The sequence below is a fragment of the Streptomyces sp. NPDC043738 genome (assembly GCF_056436545.1).
Genome location: NZ_JBWKCJ010000005.1, coordinates 15,154 through 33,092, shown reverse-complemented (window position 1 = coordinate 33,092; position 17,939 = coordinate 15,154). Strand labels below are relative to the sequence as shown.

Sequence of the window (17,939 nt, the reverse complement as noted above, 5' to 3'; positions counted from 1 at the left end):
CCATTTATCATCCTGCTCGTCGACAGAGAGAGGCCAGCACGCCCCCCCCCCCCCCCCCCCCCCCCCCCCCCCCCCCCCCCCCCCCGGGAACCGTCCGGCGGACCGTGTCCGGTCCGCCGCCTCGCGGGCGTACGCGCCGCGCGCCGCATCGCGCGCGGTGTGCGGGCCCGCCGCGGATCAGATCTTGGCGAACGCCGCCTCGAGGATGTCCAGGCCCTCGTTGAGCAGGTCCTCGCCGATGACCAGCGGCGGCAGGAAGCGCAGCACGTTGCCATACGTACCGGTCGTCAGCACCAGCAGGCCCTCCTGGTGGCAGGCCTTGGCGAGCGCGCCGGTGGCCTCCGGGTTGGGGTCCTTGGAGCCGGACTTGACCAGCTCGATCGCGATCATCGCGCCGCGGCCGCGGACCTCGCCGATGATGTCGTACTTCTCGGCCATCGCGGTCAGCCGCGCCTTCATGACCTCGCCGATCCGCCGGGCCTTGGCGTTCAGGTCCTGCTCGCGCATGGTCTCGATCGAGCCGAGCGCCGCGGCGCAGGCCACCGGGTTGCCGCCGTAGGTACCGCCCAGACCGCCCGCGTGCGCGGCGTCCATCATCTCCGCGCGCCCGGTCACGGCGGCCAGCGGCAGACCGCCGGCGATGCCCTTCGCCGTGGTGATCAGGTCCGGGACGATGCCCTCGTCCTCGCACGCGAACCACTGGCCCGTGCGGCAGAAGCCCGACTGGATCTCGTCGGCGACGAAGACGATCCCGTTCTCCTTCGCGAAGTCGGCGATGGCGGGCAGGAAGCCCTTCGCCGGCTCGATGAAGCCGCCCTCACCGAGCACCGGCTCGATGATGATCGCCGCGACGTTCTCCGCGCCGACCTGCTTGGTGATCTGCGAGATGGCCTGCTCGGCGGCCTCCTGCGCGCAGTTCTCCGGGCCGGTCAGCCAGCGGTAGGGGTAGGCGAGGGGGACGCGGTAGACCTCGGGCGCGAACGGGCCGAAGCCGTGCTTGTACGGCATGTTCTTGGCGGTCAGCGCCATGGTGAGGTTCGTCCGGCCGTGGTACCCGTGGTCGAAGACGACCACGGCCTGCCGCTTGGTGTACGCGCGCGCGATCTTGACGGCGTTCTCGACGGCCTCCGCACCGGAGTTGAACAGCGCCGACTTCTTCGCGTGGTCGCCCGGCGTCAGCTCGGCCAGCTGCTCACAGACCTCGATGTACGGCTCGTACGGCGTCACCATCGCACAGGTGTGGGTGAAGTCGGCGAGCTGCGCGGTGGCCCGGCGTACGACCGCCTCCGCGCTGTTGCCCACCGAGGTCACCGCGATACCCGAACCGAAGTCGATCAGGGAGTTGCCGTCCACGTCCTCCAGGACGCCGCCGCCCGCGCGCTTGACGAAGACGGGCAGCACGGCCCCGACACCACCGGCCACAGTGGCCTGCTTGCGGGCCCACAGCTCCTGCGACTTCGGGCCGGGGATCGCGGTGACGACGCGACGCTCCTGGGGGAGGGCGGGGCCTCCGGACAGTTCGGTCATGGCAGTCTCCTGGGGGTGGAACGGTGAGCTACAGAGGTGTTGTTCTCGCAGGTTAGGGGCGGCCGGGCGGGTCTGGCATGTTCCGTTCGGGAGAAGTGCGCGTGTTGCGTTGTCCGCACCGGACATAGCGAGCGACGGCGGCCAGTAGATTGAGCGACGGCGCGCCGGGCAGCGGTGGGCACGAACGCGGGCATGACAATGACAGGGCGGCCGCCGACCGACACATCAGCCGGCCCGCCCACGCACCAGGCCACGGCTCAAGGGGGACAAGGGCACCGGATGGACACCGAGGGCACGCACGAGGCACGTAACACCGCTCACCAGCCGGCCGGCGGAGCGCACCGATCCGAACCCACGGTGCCGCGCCCCGCGGCCCCACCCGCGGAGTCGGCCACCGCGCCGCGCACGCCGCCACCGCCGAGCGCTCCGCCCGGCGTTCCGGCCATGCCCGCCGTCCCGCCCGCCGCTCCGGCTGCCGGGCCCGCCGCGTCCGAGCCGGAGCTGCTGGGCTGGCTGCGCAGTGCCCGGCCGGCGGCGGCGCCGGGGATCTGGACCTACGGGCACCGACCCCGGCCCGCTGAGGAGCCCGACCGCATCCCCGGACGGCAGCTGGCCGTCGGGGCGGTGATCTCGTTCCTGTGCGGCTGGCTGGTGTGGTCGCTGCTGTGGAACGGCTACCTCGGCGACTACTGGCTCCTGCCGTTGCTGCTGCTGACGCCGGATTCCTGGCGGGAGGCCGGCGGCGACCAGATGAACTACGTCTGGGCCGCGTACATCTACAACGGGCTCGTGGTGGCCCTCCTGGCCGTGATCTTCGGCCGCCTGGGCCGCTGGCCCGAACTCGCCCGCCGCACCCTGGGACCGCTCGTCCGCCGCCTGCGCACCTCCGCCCCCGCTCCCACGCCCCAGCCCGCCGCCGACCCGGCGCAGTGGCCCGAACTGCGCGCCCACGGTGCCCCGGACGCGGCCGACAAGCTCGCCGCCGAGATCCGTGCCGGCCGGATGAACGATGTGGACGTGGCGCGGATCGAGCGCGCCTGGGGCTCGGTGCGGTCCGGCAGGAACTCCCTGGCCTCCTTCACCGACACCGTGCTCCGGCACGGCGCGGCGGCCTGCGCACACCCCTCCGGGCAGCGCGATCTGCCCCGCCGGACCGCGCACCACGACCTGCTCGCCGGCCAGGTCCGCATCGGCACCGCGGCCGACCACCCCCGCAACCCCTATCAGCACCGTGGGGTCGGCTGCGCCCTGGAGCCGGATGTCCTGGGTACCTCGCTGCTGGCCGTCGGGCCCGCCGGCAGCGGTAAGACCACCCGTGTCGTCAAGCCCGTCGTGGAGTCGATGTGCCTGCAGGCGCTGGCCGGGCAGTGCGCGGTGATCGCGGTCGGACCGGCCGGATCCGACCTCGGTCCTGACGACGCGTTCGACGTGGTGGTCCGGGTCGGTCGCCCGGACCCCGAGTGCGACCTCGACCTCTACGGCGGCACCACCGACCCCGACGAGGCGGCCGGCATCCTCGCCGAGGCGCTGGTGGGCGACCTCGCCGAGCAGCTGCCCGGTGGCGACAGCCGGCGCGCCGGGACCGTGCTGGCCCAGCTGCTGGGGCCCTTCCGGGCCGCGCACGACCGCTTCCCCACCGTGTGCGAACTGCGCGAACTGCTGGACGGCGCGCCCGAGGCGATCGCCGCGCTGCGTACCGCCCTGGAGGACTCCGGCGCCCACACCCTGCTGCGCGAACTGGACGCCCGGGCCCGCCAGTCGCAGCGCGCCGGCGATCTCGCCGTCCTGCTCGCCGACCGCATCGCCCTGCTGGACCGGCCCGCCTTCGCCGCCCACTTCGACCCGACCGGGCGCACCCGCCAGGTCTCGCTGCGTGCCCTCGACCATCCGCTGCGGGTCCGCATCGAACTGCCCGAACGCGGCCATGCCGAGGCCTCGCGGATCCTCGCCCGTCTCGTCCTCGCGCAGTTCACCGAGTGCGCGGTGGCACGTACCGACCGGTCGCTGTTCGCCTGCCTGGTGCTGGACGAGGCCGCGCACACCATCACCGCCGAGGCGCTGCGCGGACTGCAGCGGCTGCGCTCGGCGAACGCCGGGGTGGTGCTGACGCTGCGCTCCCTGGACGACGTCCGCGACGCGCTGCGCGGCACGCTGCTCGGTGCCGTCGGCTGCCGGATGGCGTTCGCGGGCGTGACGACCTGGGACGGCGCGCGCTTCGCCGAGGTCTGGGGCAAGGAATGGGTGGAGACCCGTGACGTCACGGACCGCCAGATCATCGCCGAAGGCGCCGCGATGAAGACCTTCCACGTCGTTCGCCACCTGGTCACCGGCAAGGCCGCCACCGCCAAGGCCGTCACCGTACGCACCGTGGAACGCGAACGCTGGTCGGCCTCCGACCTCGCCAACTCCGTCCCGGCCGGGCACGCGGTGCTGTCGGTGACGTCGGTGGCGGGGGAGCACGCCCCACCCGTCCTAGTAGACCTCCGCTCCTGACCCCCACCCCCACCCCCACCCCCTTCCTCCCCCGATGCCGGGCGGCGTTTTCCCGATCATCGGCCGGCTCTGTCCACGGTGGAGGGGTACCCGGATTCCTCCGCTGAGGCAGAATCGACACGGGCCGTTCATACGGGGCGGTGCAAACCATCGGTCGTCGCCCGGTCGTCGGCCGCCGTTGTCGATGCCATCGAAGGTCTTATGCCGCACACCCTCGCTTCCCTGGTCAACCACACCGCGCTCAAGCTGACCGTGCTCGCGGGCGAGGAGCGGCTGGACGTCCCGGTGCGCTGGGCGCACGCCAGTGAGCTGATCGATCCGGTGCCGTACATGGAGGGCGGGGAGCTGCTGCTGATCACCGCGCTCAAGTTGGACGCGGAGGACGCGGAGGCGACCCGGGCGTATGTGCGGCGGGTCGCACAGGCCGGTGTGGTCGGGCTGGGCTTCGCGGTCGGGGTGAATTACGAGGGGGTTCCCCAGCCGCTGGTCGAGGCGGCGCGCGAGCAGGGGCTGCCGCTGCTGGGGGTGCCCCGCAGGACGCCGTTCATCGCGATCAGCAAGGCGGTGTCGGCCGCGGTCGCCGCGGACCAGTACCGCGCGGTCACGGCGGGTTTCGAGGCGCAGCGGGAGCTGACCCGGGCGGCGCTCGGCGCGGAGGGGCCGGCCGACCTGCTGGCCCGGCTCGCCGCGCACCTGAACGGCTGGGCCGCGCTGTACGACGCGTCGGGGGCGGTGGTGGCCGCCGCCCCGGACTGGGCGGCGCGGCGCGCGGCCCGCCTCACCGACGACGTGGCGCGGCTGCGGGGGCGGCCCGCGCCCGCCAGCTCGGTGGTCAGCGACACCGACGGCGACGACCGGGTGGAGCTGCAGTCACTGGGGAGCGGGCGCCGGGCCCGCGGGGTGCTCGCGGTGGGGACCGGCGCGCCGCTGGGGACGGCCGAGCGCTACGCCGTGCACTCCGCGGTCGCGCTGCTGACGCTGACCACCGAGCGGTCCCGGGCACTGCAGGACGCCGAGCAGCGGCTGGGCGCCGCGGTGCTCAAGATGCTGCTGGCGGGGGAGCCGGACCATGCGCGGGCGGTCGCGGGGCGGCTCTACGGAGGGCTGCTGGACGCCCCGTTCCGGATGGTGGTCGCCGAGCCGGTGGCCGCCGACGACCAGCCGTCGCCGCCGGGCGCGGGCGCGGCGGCCGGTTCCGCCTCGGTGCTGGACGCGCTCGCCGACGCGATGGACTCCGCGGCCGCCCGTACCGGTGAGGCGGTGCTCGCCGTCCCGGACGGCGGCCGGCTGATCGTGCTGGTCGCGGACGGCGGGGCGGCCGCCGACGCCTGCGCCGCCTACGCGGCCGAGGCCGAGGCCGAGGCCCGGACCGGTGCGCAGGCGCGTCCCTCCGGGCGGCCGGGGCGGGGCGAGGCGGCGCACGGCGGGGCCGGTGTGGCCGTCGGACTGTCCGCGCCGACCGGCCCGATGGCCGCCGCGAACGCCTACCGGCAGGCCGAGCAGGCGCTGTCGGTGGCCCGGCGGCGCGGGCGCGCGCTGGTCGAGCACGAGGACGTGGCGGCGGGATCGGTGCTGCCGCTGCTCGCCGACGACGCGGTGCGGGCGTTCGCGGACGGGCTGCTGCGGGCGCTGCGCGAGCACGACGCGACCGGCCGCGGCGACCTGGTGGAGTCGCTGCGCGCCTGGCTGGCCCGGCACGGCCAGTGGGACGCGGCCGCCGCCGACCTGGGCGTACACCGGCACACGCTGCGCTATCGGATGCGGCGGGTGGAGGAGATCCTGGGGCGCTCGCTGGACGACGCGGACGTACGGATGGAGCTGTGGCTGGCCCTGAAGGCGACCTCGGCGCCCAAGGGGGAGTGAGATCCGACCGCCGGCACGGGGAATCCGGGCCGGCGCCCGCTCCACGGCGGAGAGACACACCCGCTGATTTCTACGCTTCGGACAAACGCCATGGCGCCGCCGCACCCCTACCGTGGGGGCAGACCCACAACCGCGGAGCCGCTCCCCGAGCGATGCGCACCACTCACCACTTCTGAAGGGCCGGGTTCCACTGTGCCGATCCCCACTGATGCAGCCCCCACCGCCTTCTGGCTCGCCGGCCGCGAGGCCACCGGCGAGGCCACCTTCGATGTCACCTCCCCCTGGGACGGGCGTCTCGTGGGCACGGTGAGCGTTCCCACCGAGGCCCAGGTCGAGGAGGCCGTCGCCGCCTCCGTCGCGGTCCAGGACGAGTTCGCGGCGACCCCCGCGCACGTCCGGGCCGCCGCCCTGGACCATGTGCAGCGCCGGCTGGTGGAGCGTACGGAGGAGATCGCCCGGCTGATCTCCGCCGAGAACGGCAAGCCCATGAAGTGGGCCCGCGGCGAGGTCGGCCGGGCGGTGTCGGTGTTCCGCTTCGCGGCCGAGGAGGCCCGCCGTTTCAACGGCGGCGAGGCCCAGCGTCTGGACACCGACGCGGGCGGCGCCGGCCGGCTCGCGCTGACCCGCCGCTTCCCGCGCGGCACGGTCCTGGGCATCGCGCCGTTCAACTTCCCGCTGAACCTCTGCGCCCACAAGGTCGCCCCGGCCATCGCGGCCGGCGCCCCGATCATCCTCAAGCCGGCCCCGGCCACCCCGCTCTCCGGCCTGATCCTCGGTGAGCTGCTGGCCGAGACCGACCTGCCGGCCGGTTCCTGGTCGATCCTGCCGGTGCCCAACGACCGGATGCCGGCGCTGGTGCAGGACGAGCGGCTGCCCGTCGTCTCCTTCACCGGCTCCGAGAAGGTCGGCTACGCGATCCTGGACTCGGTGCCGCGCAAGCACTGCACCCTGGAGCTCGGCGGCAACGGCGCGGCCGTCGTGCTGCCCGACTGGTCCTCCGAGGCGGACCTGGACTGGGCGGCGCAGCGGATCGCCGTCTTCTCCAACTACCAGGGCGGGCAGTCCTGCATCTCGGTCCAGCGAGTCATCGCCGACGCGTCGGTGTACGACCGGCTCGTGCCGAAGATCGTGGCGGCCGTCGAGGCGCAGGTCACCGGCGACCCGTCGGACGACGCGACCGAGGTCGGCCCGCTGGTGAACGAGGACGCGGCCAAGCGCGTCGAGTCCTGGGTGGACGAGGCCGTCGAGCGCGGTGCGAAGCTGCTCGCCGGCGGCAAGCGCGACGGCGCCTCCTACGCGCCGACCGTCCTCGCGGACGTGCCCGCCGACGCCACCCTCGCCTGCGAGGAGGTCTTCGGCCCGGTGCTCACCCTCACCAAGGTCGACGGCGTGGACGAGGCGTTCGCGGCCGTCAACGACTCCAAGTTCGGCCTGCAGGCCGGTGTCTTCACCCATGACACCCAGACCGCCTTCCGCGCCCACCGCGCGCTGGAGGTCGGCGGTGTGGTCATCGGCGACGTGCCGTCCTACCGCGCCGACCAGATGCCGTACGGCGGCGTCAAGCAGTCCGGCGTGGGCCGCGAGGGCGTGCGCTTCGCGATGGACGACTACACCTACGAGCGGGTCCTGGTCCTCACCGGACTGCCCCTCTGACCCTCTCCCGACCCGGTCCGGACCGGTGGACAGCGACGGCCGTGCCTTGGGCCGTATCACCGTCCGGACCCCGGCCGGCGCACCCCCCGGCGCCGGCCCTCGACGCGGCGCGCTCCGGCACCCTGTTTCCGGAGCGCGCCGCGTCCCCCGTTCACCCGGCGTCCGCACCCCCGTCGTGCCGGATCTCGACCGTACGGCGCGGGCCTGCCGGTCGCCTCGTGTCGGAGGCGGAGTCGCGGGTGTGCCTGGGGGAGGAGGCGCCCGCGCAGGTACGACCAGCGCGGTATGCCGCACCCCCCGAAGGGCTGATGCGGCCGGGCCGGTTCCGGATCACATCGGGCCGCAGGTGCCGCATGGCCGGGACCCACCGTCGGCCCCGCTCCCTCCCGTACCTCCAGTGGTGCAACCCGCGCGGATCGGGTAACTCTCACAAGTAGCGCTGTCCAGCGGCCGACCGGCCCGCCGGCGCAGAACTGCCGACCCCGCGGCGAGGTGAGCTCCTGATGACCGCTCCATCCATCCGCAACGTTTCCGAGCGCGAAGCACGCCAGGTCGCCGAGGCGGCCCGCGAGCAGGACTGGCGCAAGCCCAGCTTCGCCAAGGAACTGTTCCTGGGGCGCTTCCGGCTCGACCTCATCCATCCGCACCCCACCCCCGCGGCCGACGACGTGCGCCGCGGCGAGAAGTTCCTCGCCACACTGCGGGACTTCTGCGAGACACAGGTCGACGGCGCACGGATCGAACGCGAGGGGCGGATCCCGGACGAGACGGTCGCGGGGCTCAAGGCGCTCGGCGCGCTCGGCATGAAGATCGACCCGAAGTACGGCGGCCTCGGGCTCACCCAGGTGTACTACAACCGGGCCCTGTCGCTGGTCGGCACCGCCAGCCCCGCCATCGGCGCGCTGCTGTCCGCGCATCAGTCGATCGGCGTACCGCAGCCGCTGAAGCTGTTCGGCACCCAGCAGCAGAAGGAGACCTTCCTGCCGCGGCTGGCCCGTACGGACATCTCGGCGTTCCTGCTGACCGAGCCCGACGTCGGCTCGGACCCGGCCCGCCTGGCGACGATGGCCGTGCCGGACGGCGAGGACTACGTGCTCGACGGCGTGAAGCTGTGGACCACCAACGGCGTGGTCGCCGACCTGCTGGTGGTGATGGCGCGGGTGCCCGCCTCCGAGGGGCACAAGGGCGGTATCACCGCCTTCGTCGTCGAGGCCGACTCGCCCGGCATCACGGTCGAGAACCGCAACGCCTTCATGGGGCTGCGCGGTCTGGAGAACGGCGTGACCCGCTTCCACCGGGTACGGGTCCCCGCCGCGAACCGCATCGGCCCCGAGGGCGCCGGCCTGAAGATCGCCCTGACCACCCTGAACACCGGACGGCTCTCGCTGCCCGCGATGTGCGTGGGCTCCGGCAAGTGGTGTCTGAAGATCGCCCGGGAGTGGTCCGCGGCCCGTGAGCAGTGGGGCCGGCCGATCGCCAAGCACGAGGCCGTCGGCGCCAAGATCTCCTTCATCGCCGCGACCACCTTCGCCCTCGAAGCGGTCGTCGACCTCTCCTCCCAGATGGCCGACGAGAACCGCAACGACATCCGCATCGAGGCCGCGCTCGCCAAGCTCTACGGCTCCGAGATGGGCTGGCTGATGGCCGACGAGCTGGTCCAGATCCGCGGCGGCCGCGGCTTCGAGACCGCCGACTCGCTCGCCGCCCGCGGTGAACGCGCCGTTCCGGCCGAGCAGATGCTGCGCGACATGCGCATCAACCGGATCTTCGAGGGCTCCACGGAGATCATGCATCTGCTGATCGCCCGGGAGGCGGTGGACGCGCACCTGTCCGTCGCCGGCGACCTCATCGACCCCGACAAGTCCCTCGCCGACAAGGGCCGGGCGGCGGCCAGGGCCGGCGGATTCTACGCCCGCTGGCTGCCCAGGCTCGTCGCCGGACCCGGCCAACTCCCGCGCACCTACCAGGAGTTCGGGCGTCTCGCGGAGCATCTGCGGTATGTCGAGCGGACCTCCCGCAAGCTCGCCCGCTCCACCTTCTACGCGATGTCGCGCTGGCAGGGCCGGATGGAGACCAAGCAGGGCTTCCTCGGCCGGATCGTCGACATCGGCGCCGAACTCTTCGCGATGAGCGCCGCCTGCGTACGCGCCGAGCACCTGCGCGAGACCGGCGAACACGGCCGCGAGGCCCAGCAGCTGGCCGACGTGTTCTGCCGGCAGGCCCGCATCCGCGTCGAGGAGCTGTTCGGCCGGCTGTGGACGAACACCGACGAACTCGACCGCAAGGTCGTCTCGGGAGTCCTCGACGGCAGCTACAGCTGGCTGGAGGAGGGCGTCATCGATCCCAGCGGCGACGGCCCCTGGATCGCCGACGCCACCCCGGGCCCGAGCCGGACCGACAACGTCCGCCGCCCCCTGGGCTGAGCCACCCCGCCGGGGCCCGTCCGCGAAGATCCGCCGGGCGGGCCCCGCACTTGTGCGGCCAGGTGTCCACGGCACCCCGGCGACCGGCCACAATGGACCACATGACGGACTCCCTCGCCCATCCGCTCCTGCGCTTCGAGCCGGCCGCCGGCGACCCCGACGGCCCGCGCCGGATCGTGATCCTCGGCTCGACCGGCTCGATCGGCACCCAGGCGATCGACATCGTGCTGCGCAACCCCGACCGCTTCCGGGTGACGGCGCTCTCGGCCGCCGGCGGCCGGACCGAGCTGCTCGCCGAGCAGGCGCACCGGCTGCGGGTGTCCACCGTCGCGGTGGCGCGTCAGGACGCGGTGCCCGCGCTGCGCGCGGCGCTGGCCGACCGGTACGGCGCGGGCGAGCCGCTGCCGGAGATCCTGGCCGGCCCCGACGCGGCCACCGAGCTGGCGGCCTCCCCCTGCCACACCGTCCTCAACGGCATCACGGGCTCCATCGGCCTCGCCCCGACCCTGGCCGCCCTGAAGGCGGGCCGGGTACTGGCGCTGGCCAACAAGGAGTCGCTGATCGTCGGCGGACCGCTGGTCAAGGCGATCGCCCGGCCCGGCCAGATCATCCCCGTCGACTCCGAGCACTCCGCGCTCTTCCAGGCGCTGACCGGCGGCGACCGCGCCGAGGTCCGCAAGCTCGTCGTCACCGCCTCCGGCGGCCCGTTCCGCGGCCGTACCAAGCGCGAGCTGGCCGAGGTCACGCCCGAGCAGGCGCTGGCCCACCCCACCTGGTCCATGGGCCCGGTCGTCACCATCAACTCCGCGACCCTCGTCAACAAGGGCCTGGAGGTCATCGAGGCGCATCTGCTCTTCGACGTCCCCTTCGACCGCATCGAGGTCGTCGTCCACCCGCAGTCCTACATCCACTCGATGGTGGAGTTCACCGACGGCTCCACGCTCGCCCAGGCCAGCCCGCCCGACATGCGGATGCCGATCGCGCTGGGCATCGGCTGGCCCGAGCGGGTCCCGGACGCCGCCCCGGGCGTGGACTGGACGAAGGCGCAGACCTGGGAGTTCTTCCCGCTCGACGAGGCGGCCTTCCCGTCCGTCCCGCTGGCCTGCCACGTCGGTGATCTGGGCGGCACCGCCCCGGCCGTCTTCAACGCGGCGAACGAGGAGTGCGTGGATGCGTTCCTCAAGGGCGGGCTGCCGTTCACAGGGATTGTGGATACCGTCGCTGAAGTGGTCGCCGAGCACGGGACGCCGTCCAGGGGAACCTCCCTGAGCGTGGCGGACGTCCTGGAGGCGGAGACCTGGGCGCGCGCCCGCGCCCGCGAACTGGCCGCCCGTGCGGCACGGACACCTTCGGAGGCTCGCGCATGACGACCTGGATGACCATTCTCGGCATAGTCGTCTTCGTCGTCGGCCTGCTGTTCTCCATCGCCTGGCACGAACTCGGCCATCTCTCCACGGCCAAGATGTTCGGTATCCGCGTGCCGCAGTACATGGTGGGCTTCGGGCCGACGCTCTTCTCCCGCAAGAAGGGCGACACCGAGTACGGCATCAAGGCCATCCCGCTCGGCGGCTACATCCGCATGATCGGGATGTTCCCGCCCGGGGACGACGGGAAGCTGCAGGCCCGCTCCACCTCGCCGTTCCGCGGGATGATCGAGGACGCCCGCTCGGCGGCCTTCGAGGAGCTGCAGCCCGGCGACGAGAAGCGGCTCTTCTACACGCGCAAGCCCTGGAAGCGCGTCATCGTGATGTTCGCCGGGCCGTTCATGAACCTGGTCCTCGCGGTCGTGATCTTCATGAGCGTGCTGATGGGCTTCGGCATCAACACCCAGACCACCCAGGTCGGCTCCGTCTCGGAGTGTGTGATCTCGGCCGCCGCCAAGACCGACAAGTGCCCCACGGGCGCCAAGGACTCGCCGGCCAAGGCCGCGGGCCTGCGCGCCGGCGACAAGATCGTCTCGTTCAACGGCAACGCCGTCCCGGACTGGGGCACCCTGCAGCAGCAGATCCGCGACACCACCGGGCCCGCGACGCTGGTCGTCGAGCGGCACGGCGTCCGCAAGACCCTGCACGCCGATCTGATCGAGAACAAGGTCGCCAAGACCGACGGGCACGGCGGCTACGTCCCCGGCGAGTTCGTCACCGCCGGCTTCCTCGGCTTCACCCCGGCCAGCGGCGTCGTCCCGCAGAGCTTCGGCCAGTCCGTGGACCGCATGGGCAACATGGTCGAGCAGGGCGTCTCCTCGCTGGTCAACCTGCCGTCGAAGGTCCCGGACCTGTGGGACGCGGCCTTCAACGGCGGCGAGCGCAAGCAGGACTCCCCGATGGGCGTGGTCGGCGCGGCCCGGGTCGGCGGCGAGGTCTTCTCGCTGGACATCCCGCCGGAGCAGCGGGTGGCGACCATGCTCTTCCTGGTCGCCGGCTTCAACCTCTCGCTGTTCCTGTTCAACATGCTGCCGCTGCTGCCGCTGGACGGCGGCCACATCGCCGGCGCCGTGTGGGAGTCGATCCGCCGGGCCTTCGCCAAGATCGTCCGGCGGCCGGACCCCGGTCCGTTCGACGTCGCCAAGCTGATGCCGGTGGCCTACGTGGTCGCCGGGATCTTCATCTGCTTCACGCTGCTGGTGCTCGTCGCGGACGTGGTGAATCCCGTGAAACTGACCTGACGGCGATTGGCCGGAACACGGGTTTGGCGACGGTCGGGCTCCTCCGCGGCGTTTGGAGGCGCCCGACCGTCCCCTTTCGGGGGGCCTCAGGGGAGCGATGTGCCTCCCGCAACCCTTGTGCCGTAACCTCGAAGACCGGAGCCCGCCGATTCGGGACCTTGATCCATACCTTGGGGTTGCTCGCCAGATGACTGCCATTTCACTGGGAATGCCGGACGTACCGACCAAGCTGGCCGACCGCCGTGTCAGCCGGAAGATCCACGTCGGTCCGGTCGCCGTGGGCGGGGACGCACCGGTCTCGGTGCAGTCGATGACGACGACGCGGACGTCCGACATCGGTGCGACGCTCCAGCAGATCGCCGAGCTGACGGCCTCCGGCTGCCAGATCGTACGGGTCGCCTGCCCGACCCAGGACGACGCCGACGCGCTGCCGGTGATCGCCCGGAAGTCCCAGATTCCGGTCATCGCGGACATCCATTTCCAGCCGAAGTACGTCTTCGCCGCCATCGACGCCGGCTGCGCCGCGGTCCGCGTCAACCCCGGCAACATCAAGCAGTTCGACGACAAGGTCAAGGAGATCGCCAAGGCGGCCGGCGACGCCGGCACCCCCATCCGGATCGGCGTCAACGCCGGCTCGCTCGACCGCCGCCTGCTGCAGAAGTACGGCAAGGCGACCCCCGAGGCGCTGGTGGAGTCCGCGCTGTGGGAGGCGTCCCTCTTCGAGGAGCACGGCTTCCGCGACATCAAGATCTCGGTCAAGCACAACGACCCCGTCGTGATGGTCAACGCCTACCGCCAGCTCGCCGCCCAGTGCGACTACCCCCTGCACCTCGGCGTCACCGAGGCCGGCCCCGCCTTCCAGGGCACCATCAAGTCCGCGGTCGCCTTCGGCGCGCTGCTCAGCGAGGGCATCGGCGACACCATCCGCGTCTCGCTGTCCGCGCCGCCCGCCGAGGAGGTCAAGGTCGGCATCTCCATCCTGGAGTCGCTCAACCTCCGCCAGCGCCGGCTGGAGATCGTCTCCTGCCCGTCCTGCGGCCGCGCCCAGGTCGACGTCTACAAGCTCGCCGACGAGGTCACCGCCGGCCTGGAGGGCATGGAGGTGCCGCTGCGGGTCGCCGTCATGGGCTGCGTCGTCAACGGCCCCGGCGAGGCCCGCGAGGCCGACCTCGGCGTCGCCTCCGGCAACGGCAAGGGCCAGATCTTCGTCAAGGGCGAGGTCATCAAGACCGTCCCCGAGTCGAAGATCGTCGAGACCCTCATCGAAGAGGCCATGAAGATCGCCGAGCAGATGGAGAAGGACGGCATCGCCTCCGGCGAGCCGACCGTGGCCGTCGCCGGCTGATCCGCGCCGCCGCACCACCGCAGAGCCCCGCCGCCCGCCCGGGCAGCGGGGCTCACGCCGTGTCCGGGCCGGCCGGTGCCGTGCCACGAACCGCCCCGCGTCGCCCGTCCCGCCCGGGGCCGGGTGCTCCCGCGCGCAGGGAGGTAAAGTGCCAAGACCTGCTCCCGCCTGGCCTCCCAGGCCCCGTAACGGTGAGGCATTCCGACACGTGCTGACGACCACGACCATCAAGGTCCTCGAGCCCGGGGAGCTCGATGACGCGCTCGCGGTGCTCGACCGCGACCCGGTCGCCAACGCCTTCGTCGCCGCCCGCGTGCAGATCGCCGGCCTCGACCCCTGGCGGCTGGGCGGCGAGATGTGGGGCTGGTACGTCGGCGGCCGCCTGGAATCGCTCTGCTACGCCGGCGCCAACCTCGTCCCCGTCTGCGCGACCTCCGAGGCCGTCCGCGGCTTCGCCGAGCGCGCCCGCCGCCAGGGCCGCCGCTGCTCGTCGATCGTCGGCCCGGCCGGCCCCACCGCCGAGCTGTGGTCGCTGCTGGAGCCGCACTGGGGACCGGCCCGCGAGATCCGCGCCCACCAGCCCCTGATGGTCACCACCTCGCCGGCCACCGAGATCGCCCCCGACCCCTACGTCCGCCGGATCCGCAAGGACGAGATGGACTTGATTATGCCGGCGTGCGTGGCCATGTTCACCGAGGAGGTCGGCATCTCCCCGATGGCCGGCGACGGCGGGCTGCTCTACCAGGCCCGGGTCGCCGAACTCGTCGGATCCGGCCGCTCCTTCGCCCGGATCGAGGACGGCAAGGTCATCTTCAAGGCCGAGATCGGCGCCGCCACCCAGCGGGCCTGCCAGATCCAGGGCGTCTGGGTCGACCCCGCCCACCGTGGCAAGGGCCTGTCGGAGACCGGCATGGCGGCCGTGCTGCGCTACGCCCTCAGCGACGTCGCCCCCGTCGTCAGCCTCTACGTCAATGACTTCAACACCGCCGCTCGCGCCTCCTACCGCCGGGTGGGCTTCGAAGAGGTCGGGGCGTTCATGAGCGTGCTGTTCTGACCGCCGGGAGCGTACGGAACGGGCCGTGGCCTTGTACGCTCCGACCATGGATGACGTCGCGGTCGGCCCCCTCGATCTCGCTGCCCGTGTGGACGACGCGCTCGCCGTCCAGGCGCTCGCCTTCGGACTGAGCGACGAGGAGATCGCCGTGCGCCGGCACATCGTGCTGCGCCACCTCGGCTGCGCCGGCGCCCGCGCCCTCGGCGCCACCACCCCCGCCGGCCGGCTCGTCGGCTTCGTCTACGGCATGCCCAACGACCGCGCCCACTGGTGGTCCACGGTCGTCGAGCCGTATCTGCGCGCCGTGCGCCTCGACCACTGGCTCGACGACTCCTTCACCATCACCGAGCTGCACGTCCACCCCGCCTACCAGGGCCGCGGCATCGGGCGGGCGCTGATCACCCGTATCACCGACGAGGCGAGCGAGCCGCGCTCCATCCTCTCCGCCATCGACGTCGAGAGCCCGGCGCGCGGCCTGTACCGCTCGCTCGGCTATCGGGACATCGCCCGCCGGGTGCTGTTCCCCAGCGCGCCCACGCCCTACGCGGTGATGGGGGCCACGCTGCCGCTGAAGCGTTAGCGGCTGCGCCTGGGCTGCTTCCCACGTTGTCGGCTGGCCCGCCGTGGGGGCGTCTCGCCGTTGCGCCTGCGGCGGGCGGTGCCGCTGCGCGGGGCTTTCGGGTGGCGGTGACGGGTGGGAAAAAACCGTGGGGGTGAACGTCAGCGTTCGTGTGCAGGAAGTCGACGGACGGGGCCCTCCCCCACCGACCGCTCTTTCCACCCACCCACGGGAGGGGACAGACCGTAGGACGGAGTCCGTAGGGCTGTCACCGCACCCGAAAACACCACGCCCGCCGCAGGCGAAACGGCGGGACGGCACCAGGGGGCCGCACCCGAAAACACCACGCCCGCCGCAGGCGAAACGGCGGGACGGCACCACGGGGCCGCACCCGACAAACAACCGCCCGCCGCAGGCGAAGCAGCGAGACGGCACCACGGCGCCGCAGCCGACAACGTGGGAAGCCGGCCAAGCGCAGCGGTATGCATTTCCGCGCGGCACACCCCTACGGCTAACCTCCAGGGAGTCACCTTTCTTACGCAGGAGAAACTCCCATGGCCAACGCCGCACAGGTCCAGCGCATGTCCCGCTTGATGATCAAGACACTGCGCGACGACCCGGCCGACGCCGAGACCGCCAGCCACAAGCTGCTCGTCCGCGCCGGGTACGTCCGCCGCTCCTCCGCCGGCATCTGGACGTGGCTGCCGCTGGGCATGAAGGTCCTGGAGAACGTCTCCCGCGTCGTGCGCGAGGAGATGGACGCGATCGGCGGCCAGGAGGTCCTGCTGCCGGCCCTGCTGCCCAAGGAGCCCTACGAGATCAGCGGCCGCTGGGAGGAGTACGGCGACCTGCTCTTCCGCCTCAAGGACCGCAAGGGCGCCGACTACCTCCTCGGTCCCACCCACGAGGAGATCTTCACCCTCACGGTCAAGGACCAGTGCACGTCCTACAAGGACCTGCCGGTGATCCTCTACCAGATCCAGATCAAGTACCGCGACGAGGCCCGTCCCCGCTCCGGTGTGCTGCGCGGCCGCGAGTTCCACATGAAGGACTCGTACAGCTTCGACACCACCGACGAGGGCCTGGAGCAGTCCTACGCGCTGCACCGCCAGGCCTACCAGAAGATCTTCGAGCGCCTGGGCCTCGACTACCGCATCGTCTCCGCCGTCTCCGGCGCGATGGGCGGCTCCGCCTCCGAGGAGTTCCTGGCGCCCGCCGCGGCCGGTGAGGACACCTTCGTCGACTGCCCGTCGTGCGACTACGCCGCCAACACCGAGGCCGTGACGGTCAAGGTCGCCCCGGTCGACGGCTCGGGCCACGGCCCCGTCGAGGAGCTCGACACCCCCGACACCCCGACCATCGAGACGCTCGCCGAGTTCCTCGACGTACCGGCCTCCGCGACGCTGAAGAACCTGCTGGTCAAGGTCGACGGCGAGATCGTCGCGGTGGGCGTCCCCGGCGACCGCGAGGTCGACATGGGCAAGCTCGGCGAGCACCTCGCCCCGGCCGTCGTCGAGCTGGTCACCGCCGAGGACTTCGTGGAGCACCCCGAGCTGGTCCGCGGCTATGTCGGCCCGCAGGGCCTGGCCGGCAAGGCGTTCAAGTACGTCGCCGACCCCCGCATCGCCCCCGGCACCGCCTGGGTCACCGGCGCCAACAAGGAGGGCAAGCACGCCCGCAACGTCGTCGTGGGCCGTGACTTCGAGGTCGACGAGTACCTCGACGTGGTCGTCGTCGAGCCCGGCGACCCCTGCCCGAAGTGCGGCGCCGGCCTGCGCATCGACCGTGCCATCGAGATCGGGCACATCTTCCAGCTCGGCCGCAAGTACGCGGACGCCTTCGAACTCGACGTCCTCGGCCAGAACGGCAAGCCGGCGCGGGTCACCATGGGCTCCTACGGCATCGGGGTCTCCCGCGCGGTGGCCGCGCTGGCCGAGCAGACCCACGACGACAAGGGCCTGTGCTGGCCGCGCGAGGTCGCGCCGGCCGATGTGCACGTCGTCGCGGCGGGCAAGGCCAAGCAGACCGAGCTGGCGCTGGAGGTCGGCGAGCGGCTCGGCGCCGCGGGCCTGCGGGTGCTGGTCGACGACCGCCCGGGCGTCTCGCCGGGCGTGAAGTTCACCGACGCCGAGCTGCTGGGCGTGCCGACCATCGTGGTCGCCGGTCGCCGCGCCGGCGAGGGCGTCGTCGAGGTCAAGGACCGCCGCACCGGCGAGCGCGAGGAGCTGACGGTCGAGGAGGCCGTCGCCCGGCTCGGCGCCTGACGTCGCGTGGGGGGGGGGGGGGGGGGGGGGGGGGGGGGGGGGCGAGGGACGAGGTAGGGATCACGGTGGCCATGAGTCCCCACCCAGGGGCGA

Annotated in this window: 11 protein-coding genes; 10 read left to right on the top strand and 1 reads right to left on the bottom strand. The window is 72.6% G+C overall.

Annotation, left to right across the window (positions count from 1 at the left end):
- Nucleotides 1-177: 177 nt before the first annotated feature.
- Nucleotides 178-1,527: a 4-aminobutyrate--2-oxoglutarate transaminase gene (gabT, locus tag AC0680_RS09270; RefSeq protein WP_478626260.1), complete on the bottom strand. Its 1,350-nt coding sequence runs from the start codon at nt 1,525-1,527 to the stop codon at nt 178-180.
- A gap of 279 nt (nt 1,528-1,806) precedes the next feature.
- On the opposite strand from gabT, the gene AC0680_RS09265 reads away from it, so the two are divergent.
- From AC0680_RS09265 to AC0680_RS09220, 10 genes are all read left to right on the top strand, one after another.
- Nucleotides 1,807-4,020, top strand: coding sequence for a type IV secretory system conjugative DNA transfer family protein (locus tag AC0680_RS09265; protein ID WP_478626258.1), 2,214 nt, complete (start codon nt 1,807-1,809; stop codon nt 4,018-4,020).
- A gap of 201 nt (nt 4,021-4,221) precedes the next feature.
- The gene (locus AC0680_RS09260) at nt 4,222-5,883 is read left to right on the top strand and encodes a PucR family transcriptional regulator (protein ID WP_478626257.1); all 1,662 of its coding nucleotides are present in this window, start codon (nt 4,222-4,224) and stop codon (nt 5,881-5,883) included.
- A gap of 192 nt (nt 5,884-6,075) precedes the next feature.
- The gene (locus AC0680_RS09255) at nt 6,076-7,536 is read left to right on the top strand and encodes an aldehyde dehydrogenase family protein (protein ID WP_384492598.1); all 1,461 of its coding nucleotides are present in this window, start codon (nt 6,076-6,078) and stop codon (nt 7,534-7,536) included.
- 503 nt (nt 7,537-8,039) lie between these two features.
- Nucleotides 8,040-9,959: an acyl-CoA dehydrogenase family protein gene (locus AC0680_RS09250; RefSeq protein WP_478626256.1), complete on the top strand. Its 1,920-nt coding sequence runs from the start codon at nt 8,040-8,042 to the stop codon at nt 9,957-9,959.
- Nucleotides 9,960-10,060: 101 nt separating this feature from the next.
- Nucleotides 10,061-11,326 (top strand): 1-deoxy-D-xylulose-5-phosphate reductoisomerase, encoded by a 1,266-nt coding sequence (gene dxr, locus AC0680_RS09245; RefSeq protein WP_478626254.1) that lies wholly within the window; start codon nt 10,061-10,063, stop codon nt 11,324-11,326.
- Nucleotides 11,323-12,624: a M50 family metallopeptidase gene (locus tag AC0680_RS09240; protein ID WP_478626252.1), complete on the top strand. Its 1,302-nt coding sequence runs from the start codon at nt 11,323-11,325 to the stop codon at nt 12,622-12,624. The genes dxr and AC0680_RS09240 overlap by 4 nt, the downstream gene beginning before the upstream one ends.
- 187 nt (nt 12,625-12,811) lie before the next feature.
- Nucleotides 12,812-13,969 (top strand): flavodoxin-dependent (E)-4-hydroxy-3-methylbut-2-enyl-diphosphate synthase, encoded by a 1,158-nt coding sequence (ispG, locus tag AC0680_RS09235; protein ID WP_384492577.1) that lies wholly within the window; start codon nt 12,812-12,814, stop codon nt 13,967-13,969.
- A 208-nt stretch (nt 13,970-14,177) separates the two neighbouring features.
- Entirely contained in the window at nt 14,178-15,023 is an 846-nt protein-coding gene (locus AC0680_RS09230; protein WP_478626250.1) for a GNAT family N-acetyltransferase, read from the top strand.
- A gap of 46 nt (nt 15,024-15,069) precedes the next feature.
- Nucleotides 15,070-15,603 (top strand): GNAT family N-acetyltransferase, encoded by a 534-nt coding sequence (locus AC0680_RS09225; protein WP_478626249.1) that lies wholly within the window; start codon nt 15,070-15,072, stop codon nt 15,601-15,603.
- 533 nt (nt 15,604-16,136) lie between these two features.
- The gene (locus tag AC0680_RS09220) at nt 16,137-17,846 is read left to right on the top strand and encodes a proline--tRNA ligase (protein WP_478626247.1); all 1,710 of its coding nucleotides are present in this window, start codon (nt 16,137-16,139) and stop codon (nt 17,844-17,846) included.
- Nucleotides 17,847-17,939: the final 93 nt, after the last annotated feature.

What these genes read in the sequence shown, in the direction of transcription:
- gabT (WP_478626260.1), bottom strand. Translation starts at nt 1,527, where the DNA reads ATGACCGAACTGTCCGGAGGCCCCGCCCTCCCCCAGGAGCGTCGCGTC.
- AC0680_RS09265 (WP_478626258.1), top strand. Translation starts at nt 1,807, where the DNA reads ATGGACACCGAGGGCACGCACGAGGCACGTAACACCGCTCACCAGCCG.
- AC0680_RS09260 (WP_478626257.1), top strand. Translation starts at nt 4,222, where the DNA reads ATGCCGCACACCCTCGCTTCCCTGGTCAACCACACCGCGCTCAAGCTG.
- AC0680_RS09250 (WP_478626256.1), top strand. Translation starts at nt 8,040, where the DNA reads ATGACCGCTCCATCCATCCGCAACGTTTCCGAGCGCGAAGCACGCCAG.
- dxr (WP_478626254.1), top strand. Translation starts at nt 10,061, where the DNA reads ATGACGGACTCCCTCGCCCATCCGCTCCTGCGCTTCGAGCCGGCCGCC.
- AC0680_RS09240 (WP_478626252.1), top strand. Translation starts at nt 11,323, where the DNA reads ATGACGACCTGGATGACCATTCTCGGCATAGTCGTCTTCGTCGTCGGC.
- ispG (WP_384492577.1), top strand. Translation starts at nt 12,812, where the DNA reads ATGACTGCCATTTCACTGGGAATGCCGGACGTACCGACCAAGCTGGCC.
- AC0680_RS09225 (WP_478626249.1), top strand. Translation starts at nt 15,070, where the DNA reads ATGGATGACGTCGCGGTCGGCCCCCTCGATCTCGCTGCCCGTGTGGAC.
- AC0680_RS09220 (WP_478626247.1), top strand. Translation starts at nt 16,137, where the DNA reads ATGGCCAACGCCGCACAGGTCCAGCGCATGTCCCGCTTGATGATCAAG.